Raw genomic sequence first — 15,036 nt, 5'->3', positions numbered from 1 at the left:
GCGGATCACAGCGGTCGCTTTTCGGTACGTCGTCGCGCCCCCGCCAGTGACGCCCCACGTCGGCACGATGGTCAATACCAGTGGTTCGAAGATTTAATGTTCTCCCTCCCAGCCCCCTCGGCGCGCCGCAGCGCTTGTCATGCTTCCATCATTCGAGGCCGGCTGCTAAGTGCGGAGCGCCTAGGGGTTCCGAAACCGGTAGGTGGACAAGCATCGGGGAACTGAATTGCGGACATAGCGTTGGCAAAGAAACAGGATCGCTGGGACACTCGAGAACCGGATGAATATTCTTCGCAATGAACGTCGTCTGTTCGGATTTGGCATGTGCTGATACTTTTTCAGGGCCTGGTTAGAAAGGTGTGCACCTCTTCGGCTTCACCGCATTCTAACGAAATGTCTCTTCATTGAGGATAGTGCAGCGAGGAAGGCGGGGAGGCGATCGAATTCCCTCGACGGCATCGCCTTCGTTGCCGGTCTTGCCAGGGCTCGGGCGGCCATTACTTTTACCGGGAAACCTGTGACATATGTCGGGTGCATCTGCTGGAGCAAGGGGAATGATGCTGGAAGATCTATACCGCCTTTTGCGAACCGGACATGTCCAGGCGCAGGGAGTGGTCGATACGATGACGCAGCCGATTGTCGTTCTTGATCAGAACTTGTGCGTCGCGACCGCAAACAACGCTTTCTTGAAAACGTTCGAGGTCGAGCGGGATGATATTCTGGGAGAGAGTTTCTTTGATCTCGGCAATGGTCAGTGGGATATTGCCGAACTCCGGCAGCTGATCGCCGCGGTCATCCCAAAAGCAGCCGCTGTCATCGGGTACGAAGTCGCGCATGATTTTCCAACTATCGGCAGACGCACGTTCCACGTCGATGCGCGCCGTCTTGTGCACCCGGATGACAATAGCACCAACATCCTTGTCCTCTTCGACGACGTGACGGAAATGCAGCGGCACGAGGCCGAGAAGGATTTCATCATTTCGGAAACACGCCATCGGATGAAGAACCTTTTCGCGGTCGTGCGATCGCTAGCGATGCAGATGAATGCGGAAGATCTGACGGCCGTTGACTACCGTGATCGTTTCCTGGGACGCCTCGAGGTCACTCTTCATGCCCAGGAGATCGCGGCCATCAATGAAACGACCGATTTTGAAACCCTGCTGAGGCAATCGGTCAGCGAGCCTGGAATGGATCGTCTCCATTGCCGGGGGCCAAGAGTGCAGATTCGGGGCTCGGAGATCGTGCCAGTCAGCATGATGTTCCATGAGCTGGCAACGAATGCGTTGAAGTACGGCGCGCTATCCGCCCCAAGCGGTGCCTTGCATGTCGAATGGTCACTGGAGGAAGTGCCGGAGAGCCGCTCTTATTTCGTATGCCGGTGGCGCGAAACGGGCGGCCCCGCGATCATGCCGCCGACGAGAAGAGGCTACGGTACCGAGCTGATCGAAGGCACTTGCCGACATCTTGGTGGAACGGTGGAACTTAACTTCAATCCAAAAGGTTTGACTGCCATCATCAAGCTCCCTTGGAAACGTTCATGAGCGAACCTGAAAATGACAAGGCTCTTGGCAGGATCGTTCTTGTGGTTGAAGACGAGTTCCTTATCGCCCTGGAGCTGGAAAGCGTGTTGACCAGTAGCGGATTCGAGGTCCTGGGCCCGGCGAGCTCGGTCGGGCAAGCCCTCGACCTGCTGAGGAGCCAACGTCCGGATGCCGCTGTTCTGGACGTCACTCTCGGCAGCGAGAAGGTTACTCCGGTCGCTTTCCTTTTAAAATCATGGGATGTCCCGTTCGTCCTCGCCAGTGCAAGCGATGCGGCGGAACTTGCCCGGCATGATGTTTTGGCCAAGGCACTCAATCTCGGGAAGCCCACCGACATGAAACGTCTTGTGGACGTCGTTCAATCCTTCTTTAGCCGCTGACGATGGATAAAGCGGCGATCCGTCAAGTGAACGCCGCGAACGTGACCGCGTCGATTGGCATGCTACTCCTTTGAGGCGATCTGGAATACCAGCGAATGGGATGACACCAGCGACACGCCATCCCTGGCTCAGTGTCAGCGCTTCCGCCGCGGGCTGGTTAACAGTCGAACGACCGAAGGTAGATGGTTCAGATCTTCTTAAGCACAATTATTCGTCGAGGTGGGGCAGCAATATCGTCGGAAAAACGACATTATTCGAGATCCAAAATGCAAGCCTTTCGATCATCCAGACGATGCTTGGGAACCATCTCAACGCGGAATAGTTCCGTCCGGCGGATGACCACCTGGAAAGGGCTGTCATGAAGAAGCGGAAACATGAAGAGATGACGGATCCCCCTCGCTCGCGACCAGCGAAATATGAGGAGACCGAGGGCGCGACCGGTGCGGTCGAAAGGCCGGCCATCCCGCCGGTCATGAAAAAGGGAGAGAAGCCGTCTTCCAAGAAAAACAAGCACAAGGACGATGCCGGCGGGCAAGGGGACTGAACCTCGCGGTTGCGCAATAGGGCTTGGCGGCTTTATCCCACCCAGTTCGTGATCCAGTAGGCTATTGCCGAGATAGCCGCCGCCGCGGGCAGGGTTATTATCCATGCGACGACGATATTGCTCGCCAATCCCCATCGAACCGCCGAGATCCGCCGCGCGGCGCCGACACCGACGATTGCGCCCGTGATCGTATGGGTCGTCGAGACCGGGATGCCAAGCCATGTCGCGGCGAACAAGGTCAAGGCGCCACCGGTCTCAGCGCAAAAGCCCTGCATTGGATTGAGCCTCGTGATCTTCGAGCCCATCGTGTGCACGATCCGCCAACCGCCAAACAGTGTTCCGAGCGCCATCGCGGACTGACAGGATAACACCACCCACAGGGGCACGTGGAACTCCGCTCCGGTATGACCTTGGGAGTAGAGCAGTACGGCGATGATGCCCATGGTCTTCTGGGCGTCGTTTCCGCCATGGCCGAGGGAGTAGAGAGAAGCGGAGACGAATTGCAGGACGCGGAAGGTGCTGTCGACGGCGAAAGGCGTCTGGCGAACGAATATCCATGTCACGCATAGCACGAGGAAGAGCGCGAGCACGAAGCCAAGCAGTGGCGACATGACGATGGCACCGGCCGTCTTAAGCAGGCCGGACCAAACAATGGCATCCATGCCAATCTTCGCCACGCCGGCACCTACGAGGCCACCGACCAGAGCATGCGACGAGCTTGATGGGATGCCCAGTACCCAAGTCACGATATTCCATATGATCGCCCCCATCAGGGCGGCGAAGATGACCTGTGGCGTGACTATGTTGGGATCGATAATGCCGGTGCCGAGGGTTTCGGCGACGTGGAGCCCGAAGAACAGGAAAGCGATGAAATTGAAGAATGCGGCCCATAACACGGCGTATTGCGGTCGCAGGACCCGGGTCGAGACGATGGTGGCAATTGAGTTGGCTGCGTCGTGCAGCCCATTCAAAAAATCGAAGAACAATGCCACCGCGATGAGGCCCACCAGCAATGGGAAAGCGAGAGTGGCCTCCATCAGACGTTCTCGATTACGATGCCGTTGATTTCATTGGCAACATCCTCGAAACGGTCGACGACCTTCTCCAATTCACCAAAGATCTCGCTGCCGATGATGTATGCCATTGGATTGGTGCCGCCATATCGGCGAAAGAGATCTTTTAGACCTTGATCATGTAGCTCATCGGAGCGACCTTCGACCTTTACGACCTCTTCGGTGAGCGCGCTGAGGCGAGAAGAGTTGGCACTCATGCGATCAAGGAGAGGGATTGCCTCGGCTACCAGTTTTGCGGCCTCGACGATCGCCTTGCCCATTTCCTGCATACCGGGATCAAAGCTGTCCTGTTCGAATAGCCGGATCGTCTTGACCGTCTTGTGCATCATGTCGATCGCATCGTCCATTGACATGATGAGATCCTTGATGTCGCCACGGTCAAAGGGCGTGATGAAACTGCGCCGAGTGGCAAGCAGAACTTCGCGCGTGATGTCATCGGCCTCGTTCTCGAGCTCAACAATGCGCTGGCAGTGCTGCTCCGTGTCTTTGCCGGCCAGCAATTCGTTCAGAGCTTCCGCCGCGCTGACGATCGTGCGCGAATGTCGAGAGAAAAGATCAAAAAACCGGTCTTCTCTCGGCATCAGTCTACGAAACCAGTTCACTTTCCGCACTCCAAACAGGCGTTGTCATAAATCCGTCATAAATGAGGAGGCCCGACATGGAAAGCCGAGACATCCCCAAAACGGCGCTCTCTGACAGCCTCATCACAAGATTTGAACTGCTTATGCGCGGTCTAATCGGTTCCCGTGACCGTCGAAGAAATGCAGGCTCTCGGCGGAAGCGGTAACCACGCATTCTGTGTCCATTGCGAGCCGGGACCGCCCCGAAACTCGAAAGACGACGGTTTGGCCGTCCGCCAGGGTGCCGTAGACATAGCTCTCCGCCCCGACGAGCTCCACCGCCTGGATACGCACTTTCGCGCTGAAAGCCGCATCGCTCGCACCGCCGGCCAGGTGAAGATCCTCGGGCCGGACGCCGACCGTCATGTCAGCGGCGCCAAGGCGGCTGTCAGGCGAAAGCACAATTGTGCTGTTTTCGGTAGGTTTCAGAAGATTCATCGAAGGCGAGCCTATGAAGGTCGCAACGAAGGTCGTGGCCGGTCGTTCATAGAGCTCGATGGGTGTGCCGACCTGCTCGATCCGTCCGCCATTCAAGACGACCAGGCGATCGGCCAGCGTCATGGCCTCCATCTGGTCATGGGTGACATAGACGCTCGTGGTCGCGAGAGATCGTTGCAGCCGTTTGATCTCGACACGCATTTGCACCCGCAGCTTGGCATCGAGATTGGAAAGCGGCTCGTCGAACAGAAACGCCGCCGGCTCGCGCACGATGGCACGACCCATCGCTACGCGTTGCCGCTGACCGCCGGAGAGTTGACGTGGTCTGCGCTCAAGGAGGGGTTCGATTTCAAGCGATCGTGCCGCTGATTGGATGCGCTGGTCTATTTCGGCTGCTGGGACATTCCTGTTCTTCAGGCCATATGCCAAATTCTGTCGCACCGTCATGTGCGGATAAAGCGCATAGTTCTGAAAGACCATCGCGATGTCGCGCTCCGAGGGTTCCAGACGATTGACGATACGACTGCCTATGTTGATTTCGCCTGAGGTGATGGCTTCAAGGCCTGCGATCATGCGCAGGAGCGTGGACTTGCCGCAGCCGGAAGGCCCGACCAGGACGATAAGTTCGCCATCGGCGATATCGAGCGACACACCCTTGATCGCGTCGACGTTGCCGCCGTAACTTTTGCGGACGTCCTTGAGAGTGATCCCGGCCATTATTTCTCCGTCTCCACCAGACCTTTGACGAACCAGCGCTGCATCAGCACCACGACGAGGATGGGCGGAATGATCGCCAAGATCGCCGTTACCATCACAAAATTCCACGGTGTCGCCGCGTCGGCGAAATCCACCATCTTCCGGAGCCCGATGATGATCGTCGACATCTTCGCGTCATTCGTGACCAATAGTGGCCACAAATATTGCGTCCAGCCATAGATGAAGAGGATCACGAACAAGGCGGCGATATTGGTTTTCGATAGCGGCAACAGGATATCGCGCATGAAGCGGAATGGGCCGGCATTGTCGATGCGGGCGGCTTCAAGGAGTTCACCCGGCACCGTCAAGAAGAACTGCCGAAACAGGAACGTCGCGGTCGCTGATGCCATCAGCGGCAGGGTCAGGCCGGCATAAGTGTCGATCATGCCGAGATCCACGATGACCTTGTAGGTCGGCAGGATGCGTACTTCCACCGGCAGCATCAACGTGACGAAGATCATCCAGAAGAACACCATCCGCAGCGGAAAGCGGAAGAAGACAATGGCGAAGGCCGAGAGAAAGGAGATCGCGATCTTGCCGGCGGCGATGATGACAGCGACAACAAACGTGTTCCAGAGCATCCGTTCAAGGCTGACGCCGACCACGCGCTCGACACCGCCGTTCAGCGCCTCGCCATAGTTCTCGACGAAATGGCCGCCGGGCAGCAGGAAGATCGGCGGCCGCAAAATCTCGGCCGACGTCATCGTCGAGGCAACGAAGGTGTAATAGATCGGGAAGGCGACGATGATAATGCCGATGACCAGCATCAGATGGCCGATGAGATTGGCGACGGGACGCTTTTCGATCATCGGTAATCCTCACGCATAATGCACACGCTTCTCGACGAAGCGGAATTGGAATGCCGTCAGCGCTATGACAATCACCATGAGGATGACGGACTGAGCCGCGGAAGAGCCGAGGTTGAGATTGACGAAGCCGTCATTGTAGACCTTGTAGACGAGGGTCTCCGTCGCCTTCGCCGGCCCACCGCCGGTGACGGCATGGATGATGCCGAAGGTGTCGAAGAAGGCGTAGACCGTGTTGACCACCAGGAGAAAGAAGGTCGTCGGCGCAAGCAGGGGAAAGACGATCGTCCAGAAGCGCCGGTTGCCGCGGGCGCCGTCGATGGATGCGGCTTCCAGCAACGATTTTGGGATTGCCTGCAGTCCGGCAACGAAGAACAGGAAATTATAGCTAATCTGCTTCCAGGCGGCGGCGATGATGACCAGCACCATGGCCTGATTGCCGTTCAGCAGGGGGTCCCAGGCAAGTCCGTTGCGACGCAGGATATAGGCCAAGGTACCCATTGCAGGATTGAACATGAAGAGCCAGAGCATGCCGGCGACGGCGGGTGCGACGGCATAAGGCCAAATCAGCAGCGTTCGATAGAGTGTCTGGCCGCGCACCACCTTGTCGGCGGCGGTTGCAAGCGCGAGCGCGACGCTCATCGACAGCAGCGCCGTCGCGATACTGAAGATCACCGTCACCTGGAGGGAATGCAGGTAGGTCTCGTCGGATAAGATGGTGCGAAAATTCGCAAGCCCTACGAAGCCGCTCTTCAGTCCGAAAGGGTCTTCGCGCTGCGTCGATTGATAAAGCGCCTGGCTTGCCGGCCAGAAGAAGAACACGATCGTCAGGACGATTTGTGGCGCGACGAGGAAATAGGGTAGGATCTTGTTGGGAAAGACAACGCGCTGCACGGCGATCTCCTAGGACGAGAAAACGGCCCGCAGCTTTGTCGGCCGCGGGTCAAATCGCATCAGCCCATCAATTGCCAATGGCTTGCTGGATAGCGGCATCGCCACGCTGGACAGCCTTGTCGAGCGCCGTCTTGGCATCTTCCTTGCCGGCCAGCATCGCCTCGAACTCCTCGTTCATGATATCGCGTACCTGCGGCAGGTTGACGAGGCGAACGCCCTTGGAGTTGGCCGTCGGCGCCTTGCCGAGCATTTGCAGGATCGGCGTTTCGCGGCCGGGATTCTTGTCATAGAAGCCGGATTTTTTTGTTTCCTCATAGGCGGCCATCGTCACCGGCAGGTATCCGGAAACCTGATGCAGGCGTGCCTGGATCTTGGTCTGAGACAGGAAATGGAAGAATTCGGCAATGCCCTTGTATTCTGTGTCGCTCTTGCCGGCAAACACCCAGAGGCTGGCGCCGCCGGGAATGGTATTCTGTGGGCGGCCTTCGCCTTCGTAGTAAGGTAATTGGCCAATACCGTAATTCATGCCGCTCTTGATGATGTCGCCGAGGCCTCCCGACGATTCCGTCAGAATGCCGCATTCTCCCGAGGTAAAGAGCTGCTTTGCCTCCGATGTGCGGCCGCCATAGCGGAAGGTGCCATCCTTGGCGAGATCGGCGATCGACTGGAAATGCTGGACGAAGAGAGGCGTATTCAACGCCAGCTTGACGTCGGTGCCTCCGAGACCATTTTCGTTGGAGCCATAGCTGATATTGTTCCAGGCGGCGAAATTCTCGGTCTGAATCCAGGTCAGCCAGGTCGAGGTGAGGCCGCAGGCCGATGCCCCGCTCGACTTGATCTTCTTGGCGGCGTCGAAAACCTCCGGCCAGGTTTTCGGCGGGTGCTCGGGGTCGAGCCCGGCCTTCCTAAAGGTATCCTTGTTGTAATAGAGGATCGGTGAAGACGAATTATAGGGGAAGGACAGCATCGTGCCATCCGGCTTGGAATAGTAGGAAACGATACCGGGCAGGTAGAGCGACTTGTCGAATGTATAGCCGCCCTTTTTCAGAACTTCAGCCGCCGGCATGATCGCGCCTTCCGCACCCATCATCACGCCACTGCCGGCGTCGAAGACCTGCAGGATCGCCGGCGCCTGCTTGGCGCGAAACGCCGCAATACCGGCATTCAGCGCTTCCGGATAGGTGCCCTTGAACACCGGAACAATCTTATAGTCCTTCTGGCCGTCGTTGAATTCCTTGGCCAGTTGCTCGACGACTTCGTTGTTCGCACCCGACATGGCATGCCACCATTGCAGTTCGGTCACTGCAAGCGCGTGCGACGTCCCTCCGAATGAAATGGCAGCCGCTACAAGGCAGCTCCACGCGAGGCGATTAGGCATTTTTCCTCCCATTATGATCCCTTCCATGAAACGATTGGCTAACCCTCCTTGATCAGCCAGTCCGCTTTGCGCAGCGTGGCCACCCGATTTGGCGGCAGATTTGCAAGCGCGTTCATTTAAACTAATGCCTACTCGGCTGTTGTCTACCGGGAAAACTTATAAGCCAGCTATCTTTTTAAGATCATCGATCGCACCCGGGGCGGCACCCAGAACCACCGATCCCTTGGTCAGACGTTCACCTTCCGTCGGAAAGGGATGGTACCAGCCGCCGGCTTCCTTCACGAGGCAATAGCCGGCCAGGCAATCCCAGGCATGCATATAGGGTTCGTAATAGCCGACCAAGCGGCCGGCGGCGACATAGGCGAGCATCAAGGCGCCCGAGCCGTTGCGGATGAAATTGCCGCCGGCTTCGAGAACCTGCTCGACCATCTTCGCGACAAAGGCCGGTGAGACATGGTTGTTGGCGCCGATGCCGGTCACGGCGTTACGGATGTTGCGCGATACATCCAGCTTGAGGCTCTTGCCGTTCAAGGTGGCACCCTTGCCGTGCGCGGCGACGTAAAGCTCATCGTGGCATGGTGCGGAGATGACGCCGATCACGGGAATGCCGTCATGCAATACCGCGATGGAAACGCACCAGTTCGGCATGCCGCTGACGAAGGGACTTGTGCCATCGATCGGATCGACGACCCAGGTGTAGCCGGAGCTGCCCGTTTCCAGACCATATTCCTCGCCGAGAATGCTATCTTGCGGGTGCGCTTCATGGATGCGTCCACGAATGAGATTTTCAACCTCCCGGTCGGCGATCGAAACGACATCCTGCGGGTCGCGCTTGGTTTCGATGATCAGGGTCTCGCGGCGCTTGAAATAGTCGAGCGCGAGCTTGCCGGCCTCACGGGCGATGGTCTCGGCAAGGGCGAGACGTGCTTCGAGATCGGCGAGGGGAGCGGAGGTCATGCAATTATGTCCTTAATCGTCTGATGTTTGACGGCAATCAGTCGCTGATGACGGCAATGCCGCGATCCTTGAAAGCGATCGTGACATCGGTGTTGGGAGGAAGGGCGGAATCGACCGTGGCATCGACAACGAAGAGCGATCCGCGATCGGTCTTTACCTCATACTCGACATGATCGCCGAGGTATGCGGAATGAGTGATCTGGCCATGGAACTGGCCGTTGCCTGTCCTTGGCGTCAGAATGATCGCGTTCGGCCGGACGGCAAGCTGGGCGGGGCCGTGTTTGACTGAACGGTTGCTGATCCTGTGGCGAAGTCCTTCGATGGCGATTGTGACACCATCGTTGTCGGTTTCGACAACGTCGCACGGCATGACATTGGCCTCGCCCATGAAGTCGGCGATAAAGGCGGACGCCGGGGCATCGTAGAGTTCGCGCGGCGCACCTTGCTGAGCGATACCGCCATCCTTCATGACGATGATGCGATCGGAAACGGCGAGCGCTTCGTCCTGGTCATGGGTCACATAGACGGCGGTAAAGCCAAGCCGTTGCTGCAATTCGCGAATATCCGTCCGCACGCGCCGGCGCAGCCGGGCATCAAGATTGGAAAGCGGCTCATCGAGAAGCAGAACCTGCGGCTCAACGACGAGCGCACGGGCCACGGCGACGCGCTGCTGCTGGCCACCGGAGAGCTCGGCCGGAAGACGCGAGCCCATGCCGGCAAGGCCGACAAGACCAAGCGCACCCTCCGCCTTCTCGCGCGCTTGCCTGCGTTTCATGCCGGAGGATTCCAATCCATAGGCGACATTGTCGAGCGCCGTCATATGCGGAAACAAGGCATAACTCTGGAAGACCATCGAGACGTCACGCTCGTTTGCCGGAAGCATGGTGACATCCTTGCCGCCGATCAGAATACGGCCGGAGGAGGGATGTTCCAGCCCCGCCAGCATGCGAAGCGTCGTCGTCTTGCCGCAGCCGGAGGGGCCGAGCAGGGTGACGAGCGTGCCGGGCTCGATGGTGAGCGAGAGATCGGGAATGGCCGTGAACGCTCCGAAGGTTTTTCGAACATTCTCGAAGACGACGGAACCGGGAGCCTTCGGATTCATGCGGTTTTCTCCTGAACGAGGGATGTAGGCGCGGTCGGCGACGGTATTATCGCGACACGGTTCACGCGCCGCAGCCGCCTTTCTCCGACGAGCAGCTGGAACCCGGCGATGACTGATATCATGACGACGATAAGCGCGGAGGAATAAGCGATCGCGACGCCATATTCGCCGTTTTCGACCAGACCGACGATATAGGCAGTGGACATGTTGTACTGGGCGCTGACGAGGAAAATAACTGCGCTGATCGAGGTGATGGCCCGTACAAAGGAATAGACCAGCGCCGCGGTGATCGCCGGCCGCAGCAGCGGCAGGATCACCTTCCGAATGGTGCGCAGGCTGTCGGCTCGCAATGTCAGCGATGCTTCATCGAGGCTTTTGTCGAGCTGGCTCATGGCGGCAACGCCACCGCGCACACCAACCGGCATGTTACGAAACACGAAGCAGGCAACGAGAATCAGCGCCGTTCCGGTCATCTCCAGGGGCGGCAGGTTAAAGGCCATGATGTAGCTAATGCCGATGACCGTGCCGGGGATGGCAAAGCTCATCATCAGCGCGAATTCGAACAGGCCGCGACCGACGAATTTCTGGCGCACGATCAGATAAGCCGTCAGCAGGCCGACGGCAGCCGTCAAGGGCGCGGAGATCAGGGCGATCTCCATCGTCGTCCAAAAGGAGTTCCATGCAACGCCGGTCCAGGCAAGACCGCCATCGTCGCGCAGGCCGATCGAGAAGGCCTTGACGTAATGTTCCACCGTCAGCGTGTTGTCGAGACCCCAAGTGCGGACAAAGCCGCCGAAGAGGATCATGAGGTAGACGACGACGGTAAAGATCATCCAAGGGATGACGAGCGCATGGACGGCGATGGAGAGGCCGCGGGGCAGGGCGCCATGAGCGCCTGAATCTCCCTTGCCTGTCACCGTCGCAAAGCTCTTGCCCTGTAGCCACAGGCGTTGCGCGAGGAAGGCGCTCAGTGTGAAGACGAGCAGGATCATGGCAAGGACCGCCGCGCGTGAAGGATCGTTCTGTGCGCCGACGACACTGAAGAAAATCTCCGTCGACAGAACTCCATGGCTGCCGCCGAGAACCATCGGATTGCCGAAATCGGCCATGCTTTCGATGAAGCCGATCAGGAAGGCGTTTGCGAGGCCTGGTTTCATCAGCGGCAGGGACACCCGCCAGAAGGTGCGCCAACGATTGGCGCGTAAAGTTTGAGAAGCCTCTTCCATCGACGGGCTGACGCCTTCGACCACGCCGATGAGGACAAGAAAGGAAATCGGCGTGAAGGAGAGAACCTGCGCGATCCAAATGCCGGTCAGGCCATAGAGCCAGCGGCTGGGTTCCGTTCCGAAGATCGAAGCCGCGGCCTGTGTCACGACGCCGGCCCGTCCGAACAGCAGGGTCAGCGCGAGACCGACCACGAAGGGCGGCGTGATAATCGGCAGGATCGTGAGAAGCCTCAGTCCCTTCTTGAAGGGAAAGCGGGTGCGGGTGGCGACAAGCGCAAAGCAGAGCCCGAGCAAGGTCGACGCGCTTGCCGTCAGGATAGCAAGCCAAAGCGTGCGCCAGGCGACGCCGCAGCGGTCGCCGCCGACAATGCAGCTGAGGCTCCAGATCGACGGGTCCTGGATGTTCGTCGTGAAGCCGCTGGGATCGAAGGATCCGTCGAACGACTGGAAGGCTCCGACGAACATGCTGCCGACGGGATAAAAGACGAAGATCGCGACAAGGACGATCAGCATGGTAATGGCGCTGACGACGAAAGCATCTCCCTTCATCGCGCCGCGTTCGGCAAGGCCGAAGGAAAAGAACAGGACGAAGACGATGCCAAGGATAATGGCGCCGGCACCCATCGCTGGCTGGCCGTCCGCCAGCGCACCGAAGATGGTCTCGAAGATCGACCAACTCCAGCCCGACGGTGTGATCGCTAGTCCCTGCAGCGACAAAAAGGCAAAACCCAACGCACCGGCGAGCGCCATCAGCGCACCGCGCGGCATCGCTTTGGAGATGAAGCGCGCGATGCCACCGAGCATAAGGAGCCCGGCGGCGATCGCGAGCCACCATCGACCGTGACTGACGATTTGCAGGATTCCAGGCGCTGTGGAGGGGTCGCCGGGAAAGCCGCTCAGCCAGCCAAGGCCGAAGAAGCCGCCCTCTATGCGATACCATGGGAGTAGTATCAGGGCGGCAATGCCGAAGATCAGCGTAACATCCAGCCGGCGTTTGCTATTGGTCATGGTCGGATTCGCATCCCGTTCAGCAAAAATCAGAGATGACGCAGGCCGGTTGCACGAGGAGCCGGCCTGCGAGGGCAATCGAAAAAGCCGTCAGTTGGCCTTGGCGCCGATTTCCCTGTCCCATCGGGCAAGCAGCGCCTTACGGATCGTGGGATCGCCGTATTTCTTGAAGTCGTAGTCGATCAGCTTTATCTCCTCGAATTTCGGGGCCTCCTTCGGCACCTCGGCCGACTTGTTGGAGGGAAGCTGGTAGGACTTGGCATCCTTCATATGCGATTGTACCTCGGCGCTGAGTGCCCAGTCGTACCATTTCTTGGCGTTGTCGAGATTTCTGGCGCCCTTGATGATCGACATGGAGCCGATCTCGTAACCCGTGCCCTCGCACGGTGCCACCGCCTTGATGGGAAAGCCTTCGACGGTCTGTGCAACCGCGTCATGCATGAAAACGATGCCGATCGTCGATTCCCCGCGCGCTGCCGCTTTCACCGGGGCGGAGCCCGACTTGGTATATTGCGAGACATTGGCATTGAGCTTCGAAAGATAATCGAAGGCCTTGTCCTCGCCCATGATCTGCACGAGTGTCGCCAAAGTATTGTAGGACGTTCCCGACGAGTTCGGATTGGCAATCTGGATCTCGCCCTTAAAGGAGGGGTCAAGAAGGTCGGCCCAGCATTTAGGCTCCTTCAAGCCCTTCTTCCTCAAGATATCCGTGTTATAGCCCCAGCCAAGCGCTCCCGCATAAACGCCGACCGTGCGGAAATTGGCGCTTTCGGCCTGCTTCTTCGCCCAATCCTGAAGCTGGTCGAAAAGCGGTGATTTATATTCCAGCGTCAGGCCCTCGGCCGCGGCTTGCAAATGGGGGTCACCGGTTCCCGCCCACCAGATATCCGTCTTCGGATTGCGCGCCTCGGCGCGGATCTTGGCGTAGGTTTCGCCGGCCGAAAGCCGAACCATATTGACCTTGATGTCGCTTTGCTTCTCGAAGAGCCCCTTCATCAGGTCGCAAACTTCGGGATCCGCCGAGCAGATCACGTTCAAATCGCCCGCGGCATGCGCCGACCAGGCAATAAGCGAAATTCCCGCGGCAAGGGCTGTCGCGGCCATGTTGACCAATCGCATGATGTCCTCCTACTTTACGGCGCCTCCACGCCGAGCGCTTTTTGCAAGCGCGTGCAAATGCTGCATTGGTTATCTCACACTGTCAACTACCGCTGTCATAAAAGTTTCACAAAACCACCGAGATCACCATATTGCACGCGATTGCAAACTATGATGGAGTTTGGATGGAAGAGGAGAGGCGGTGTGTCGCAACGAGATTTTGTCAGTGCCGAGGAAGTTGCGCGGCGGGCGGGTGTTTCGCGCTCGGCGGTTTCTCGCGCATTCACGCCAGGGGCGAGCGTTTCGGAGGCCACCCGCCAAAAGGTTCTGCGGGCGGCGGAGGAGCTTGGATATCAGGTCAATCATCTCGCCCGCGGGCTGATGCGCAATGAAAGCGGCATCGTCTGTCTGATTGTCTCGGAGGTGGCGACACCTTATCGGTCTGCATTGCTGCGCGAGCTGACACAGCAGCTGCAGATCGTCGGCAAGGTCGCCATGCTCGTCAATACCGACCGCTCCGACGGCAGCGTCGATCGCGCGCTTCAGCAGGCGATCCGATATAGGGCGGATGCATCGATCATTCTCTCAGGCCTGCCCGACAAGTCGATCACGCAGCTCTGCCTGAGAAACGGCCAGCGCCTCGTTCTGATCAACAGAGACGACGATCAACCTGGACCCTTGCGGATCAATCTCGACGATCGCGAGGCGGCAGGGCGCGTTGTGACCGCTTTCGTTCGCGCCGGCTGCACCAGGCTGGCGTTCGCGAACTCGGAAGCCGGCACGCCGAGTTTGATGGCGCGTGAGGCCGGTTTCATCGCGGCGGCGAAGGCCCATGGACTGGATGTGATCGTCGAACGATATGGCTGGACCGGATACGAGGCTGGCAAGGTCGTCGCGCAGCGGCTGCTGACCCTAAGCGAACGACCGGACGCGGTGTTTTGTGCAACCGATCTGCTGGCCTGCGGCCTCATGGACGCGGCACGGCACCAGTTTTCGCTTTCGATCCCGGATCAGCTCTGCGTCGTCGGCTTCGACGATATTGAGCAGGCCTCATGGTCGTCCTATGATTTGACGACCTTTGCTCAGCCCGTCGTGGCAATCGCACGACAGGCTGTGACATGGCTGGGCGAGAGCCCGTCATCGGACAGGCTCGAGGGCCATTCCGTAACATTGCACGCCGAATTGGCGTGGCGAGGCTCGGTTAGAGGAGGATAG

General features: G+C 58.6%; 14 protein-coding genes. 4 read left to right on the top strand and 10 right to left on the bottom strand.

What is annotated here, in order from left to right; all coding sequences use genetic code 11:
• Positions 1–554: 554 nt before the first annotated feature.
• The 3 genes from FBZ99_RS20690 (at position 555) to FBZ99_RS20680 (ending at position 2,465) form a co-directional block, all read left to right on the top strand.
• Positions 555–1,541, top strand: coding sequence for a PAS domain-containing protein (locus FBZ99_RS20690; RefSeq protein WP_145634622.1), 987 nt, complete (start codon positions 555–557; stop codon positions 1,539–1,541).
• The gene (locus FBZ99_RS20685) at positions 1,538–1,921 is read left to right on the top strand and encodes a response regulator (RefSeq protein WP_145634619.1); all 384 of its coding nucleotides are present in this window, start codon (positions 1,538–1,540) and stop codon (positions 1,919–1,921) included. Before FBZ99_RS20690 ends, FBZ99_RS20685 begins: the two co-directional genes overlap by 4 nt.
• Before the next feature lie 358 nt (positions 1,922–2,279).
• Positions 2,280–2,465: a hypothetical protein gene (locus FBZ99_RS20680; protein WP_145634617.1), complete on the top strand. Its 186-nt coding sequence runs from the start codon at positions 2,280–2,282 to the stop codon at positions 2,463–2,465.
• 32 nt (positions 2,466–2,497) lie between these two features.
• On the opposite strand, the gene FBZ99_RS20675 is transcribed toward FBZ99_RS20680, so the two are convergent.
• The 10 genes from FBZ99_RS20675 to FBZ99_RS20630 form a co-directional block, all read right to left on the bottom strand.
• Entirely contained in the window at positions 2,498–3,502 is a 1,005-nt protein-coding gene (locus FBZ99_RS20675) for an inorganic phosphate transporter (protein ID WP_145323093.1), read from the bottom strand.
• Positions 3,502–4,119: a DUF47 domain-containing protein gene (locus tag FBZ99_RS20670; protein WP_145634702.1), complete on the bottom strand. Its 618-nt coding sequence runs from the start codon at positions 4,117–4,119 to the stop codon at positions 3,502–3,504. Before FBZ99_RS20670 ends, FBZ99_RS20675 begins: the two co-directional genes overlap by 1 nt.
• 141 nt (positions 4,120–4,260) lie before the next feature.
• Entirely contained in the window at positions 4,261–5,313 is a 1,053-nt protein-coding gene (locus FBZ99_RS20665) for a sn-glycerol-3-phosphate import ATP-binding protein UgpC (RefSeq protein ID WP_145634614.1), read from the bottom strand.
• Positions 5,313–6,161: a sn-glycerol-3-phosphate ABC transporter permease UgpE gene (ugpE, locus tag FBZ99_RS20660; RefSeq protein WP_113353098.1), complete on the bottom strand. Its 849-nt coding sequence runs from the start codon at positions 6,159–6,161 to the stop codon at positions 5,313–5,315. The genes FBZ99_RS20665 and ugpE overlap by 1 nt, the downstream gene beginning before the upstream one ends.
• 9 nt (positions 6,162–6,170) lie before the next feature.
• The gene (gene ugpA, locus FBZ99_RS20655; protein ID WP_113353099.1) at positions 6,171–7,052 is read right to left on the bottom strand and encodes a sn-glycerol-3-phosphate ABC transporter permease UgpA; all 882 of its coding nucleotides are present in this window, start codon (positions 7,050–7,052) and stop codon (positions 6,171–6,173) included.
• Positions 7,053–7,119: 67 nt separating this feature from the next.
• The gene (ugpB, locus tag FBZ99_RS20650) at positions 7,120–8,430 is read right to left on the bottom strand and encodes a sn-glycerol-3-phosphate ABC transporter substrate-binding protein UgpB (protein WP_368518497.1); all 1,311 of its coding nucleotides are present in this window, start codon (positions 8,428–8,430) and stop codon (positions 7,120–7,122) included.
• Positions 8,431–8,586: 156 nt separating this feature from the next.
• Positions 8,587–9,387: an inositol monophosphatase family protein gene (locus tag FBZ99_RS20645; RefSeq protein ID WP_113388649.1), complete on the bottom strand. Its 801-nt coding sequence runs from the start codon at positions 9,385–9,387 to the stop codon at positions 8,587–8,589.
• Between the two features lie 37 nt (positions 9,388–9,424).
• Positions 9,425–10,489 (bottom strand): ABC transporter ATP-binding protein, encoded by a 1,065-nt coding sequence (locus tag FBZ99_RS20640; protein ID WP_145634611.1) that lies wholly within the window; start codon positions 10,487–10,489, stop codon positions 9,425–9,427.
• Positions 10,486–12,723, bottom strand: coding sequence for an ABC transporter permease (locus FBZ99_RS20635; protein ID WP_113388684.1), 2,238 nt, complete (start codon positions 12,721–12,723; stop codon positions 10,486–10,488). The genes FBZ99_RS20640 and FBZ99_RS20635 overlap by 4 nt, the downstream gene beginning before the upstream one ends.
• A 90-nt stretch (positions 12,724–12,813) precedes the next feature.
• Positions 12,814–13,842 carry an ABC transporter substrate-binding protein gene (locus tag FBZ99_RS20630; protein ID WP_145634609.1) on the bottom strand — a complete coding sequence of 343 codons (1,029 nt, stop codon included), beginning with the start codon at positions 13,840–13,842 and terminating at the stop codon, positions 12,814–12,816.
• A gap of 183 nt (positions 13,843–14,025) precedes the next feature.
• Here FBZ99_RS20630 and FBZ99_RS20625 point away from each other — a divergent pair, with 183 nt between their 5' ends.
• Positions 14,026–15,036, top strand: coding sequence for a LacI family DNA-binding transcriptional regulator (locus tag FBZ99_RS20625; RefSeq protein WP_113353104.1), 1,011 nt, complete (start codon positions 14,026–14,028; stop codon positions 15,034–15,036).

Origin of the sequence: Rhizobium sp. ERR 1071, assembly GCF_007828675.1 — a bacterium.
Taxonomy (GTDB): domain Bacteria; phylum Pseudomonadota; class Alphaproteobacteria; order Rhizobiales; family Rhizobiaceae; genus Rhizobium; species Rhizobium dioscoreae.
This window is presented reverse-complemented; position numbering and strand designations above follow the sequence as displayed.

Coding starts and splice junctions, on each gene's coding strand:
- FBZ99_RS20690 (WP_145634622.1), top strand. CDS start 555: ATGATGCTGGAAGATCTATACCGCCTTTTGCGAACCGGACATGTCCAG.
- FBZ99_RS20685 (WP_145634619.1), top strand. CDS start 1,538: ATGAGCGAACCTGAAAATGACAAGGCTCTTGGCAGGATCGTTCTTGTG.
- FBZ99_RS20680 (WP_145634617.1), top strand. CDS start 2,280: ATGAAGAAGCGGAAACATGAAGAGATGACGGATCCCCCTCGCTCGCGA.
- FBZ99_RS20675 (WP_145323093.1), bottom strand. CDS start 3,502: ATGGAGGCCACTCTCGCTTTCCCATTGCTGGTGGGCCTCATCGCGGTG.
- FBZ99_RS20670 (WP_145634702.1), bottom strand. CDS start 4,119: ATGCCGAGAGAAGACCGGTTTTTTGATCTTTTCTCTCGACATTCGCGC.
- FBZ99_RS20665 (WP_145634614.1), bottom strand. CDS start 5,313: ATGGCCGGGATCACTCTCAAGGACGTCCGCAAAAGTTACGGCGGCAAC.
- ugpE (WP_113353098.1), bottom strand. CDS start 6,161: ATGATCGAAAAGCGTCCCGTCGCCAATCTCATCGGCCATCTGATGCTG.
- ugpB (WP_368518497.1), bottom strand. CDS start 8,430: ATGCCTAATCGCCTCGCGTGGAGCTGCCTTGTAGCGGCTGCCATTTCA.
- FBZ99_RS20645 (WP_113388649.1), bottom strand. CDS start 9,387: ATGACCTCCGCTCCCCTCGCCGATCTCGAAGCACGTCTCGCCCTTGCC.
- FBZ99_RS20640 (WP_145634611.1), bottom strand. CDS start 10,489: ATGAATCCGAAGGCTCCCGGTTCCGTCGTCTTCGAGAATGTTCGAAAA.
- FBZ99_RS20635 (WP_113388684.1), bottom strand. CDS start 12,723: ATGACCAATAGCAAACGCCGGCTGGATGTTACGCTGATCTTCGGCATT.
- FBZ99_RS20630 (WP_145634609.1), bottom strand. CDS start 13,842: ATGCGATTGGTCAACATGGCCGCGACAGCCCTTGCCGCGGGAATTTCG.